General features: G+C 72.2%; 1 protein-coding gene and 1 pseudogene. Both read right to left on the minus strand.

Translation table 11 applies throughout. From position 1 onward, the window contains the following. Positions 1-977 (minus strand): alkaline phosphatase family protein (locus ACWDX9_RS63440; RefSeq protein WP_449973476.1); only part of this gene is annotated, 977 nt, incomplete at its 3' end. Next, a pseudogene (locus ACWDX9_RS63445) lies at positions 977-1,269 on the minus strand (metabolite traffic protein EboE); the annotation flags it as partial. The gene ACWDX9_RS63440 and the pseudogene ACWDX9_RS63445, both read right to left, overlap by 1 nt.

The raw sequence follows: 1,269 nt of genomic DNA on the forward strand, positions 1-1,269 counted from the left end.
TCGGCGACGGCGACGAGTTCGCCGGCGCGTTCGTGGTCGAGCCCGTACTTGGTCTTGCCCGCGTGGTCGAGTACCTCGTCCACGCCGGTCAGCTCCGTGATGACGGCGCGGGTGCGGTCGAGGTCGGCGGGGTCGCGTACGTAGAGGTGGGCGACTTGGTGGTCGGCGACGGCGAAGGCCCGGGACGTCCACGGGTCGAGGTATTCCATGCCGGCCTGGGTGTGGACCTCCAGGAGCCCGGCGGCGCGCAGCGCCCGGTTGATGTCGATCGGGCGGGACGCGGGGGTGATGCCGTATTCCGAGAGCACGACCACCTCGGCTTCCTCGGTGAGCAGTGGGGCGAGCGCGGTGTCGACGGCGCGGGCCGCGGCGATCGCCTCGGGACCGTCGGGGCCGTACCGCTGGAGGTCGTAGTCGAGGTGCGGGACGTAGACCAGCAGCAGGTCGGGACGTTCGCGGGCCAGGATGCGGCGGGCCGCGGCGATGATCCATGCTGAGGAGGTGATCCCCGCGTTCGGGCCCCAGTAGGTGAACAGGGGGAACGGCCCAAGCGCGGCCTCGAGGTCGTCGTGGAGGGCGGGCGGGCGGGTGTAGCAGTCGGGCGACTTGCGGCCGTCGGCGTGGTAGATGGGGCGCGGGGTGACGAGCAGGTCGGTGGCCGCGCCCATCGCGTACCACCAGCAGACGTTGGCGGTGCGCAGGCCGGGTACGGCGCTCCACAGTTGGTCGCCCTGGATGAGTGCGTTGTGCTGGCGCCACAGGAGGACCTCGCCGAGGTCTCGGAAGTACCATCCGTTGCCGACGATGCCGTGGTCGCGGGGCATCGCGCCGGTCAGCAGGGTGGCCTGCATCGAGCAGGTGACGGCCGGGAGTACGGGCCGCAGCGTGGCCGCCGTTCCCACCTTGGCCACGTTCGGCATGTGGGCGAGCAGGCGGGGGGTCAGGCCCACCACGTTGATCACGATCAGCGGTGCCATCACTGCTCCTTCATGCCGAGCGAGGTCAGCCGGCCTCGCATCCAGTCGAGCTCGGCGGCGATGCCGGCGGCGAGATCCGGGGACGCGCCGGGGAGCACGTTCCAGGTGTAGGTCTCCACCTCGACGTGCCGGGTCAGCGGGCCGGGGCCGCCGAGGAGCGTGTCCAGCAGGTCACGCAGGTAGGGGGCGCTGGTGGCGAGCGGTGGGGGCGGCGCGTCGTGCAGTGGGACGTGGAAGTGCACCCGCCAGCTCTCGTCCGCGGGCAGGCCGCCGGCGAGGGCCTGGCCCAGGT

The organism is Nonomuraea sp. NPDC003201, from assembly GCF_053590415.1.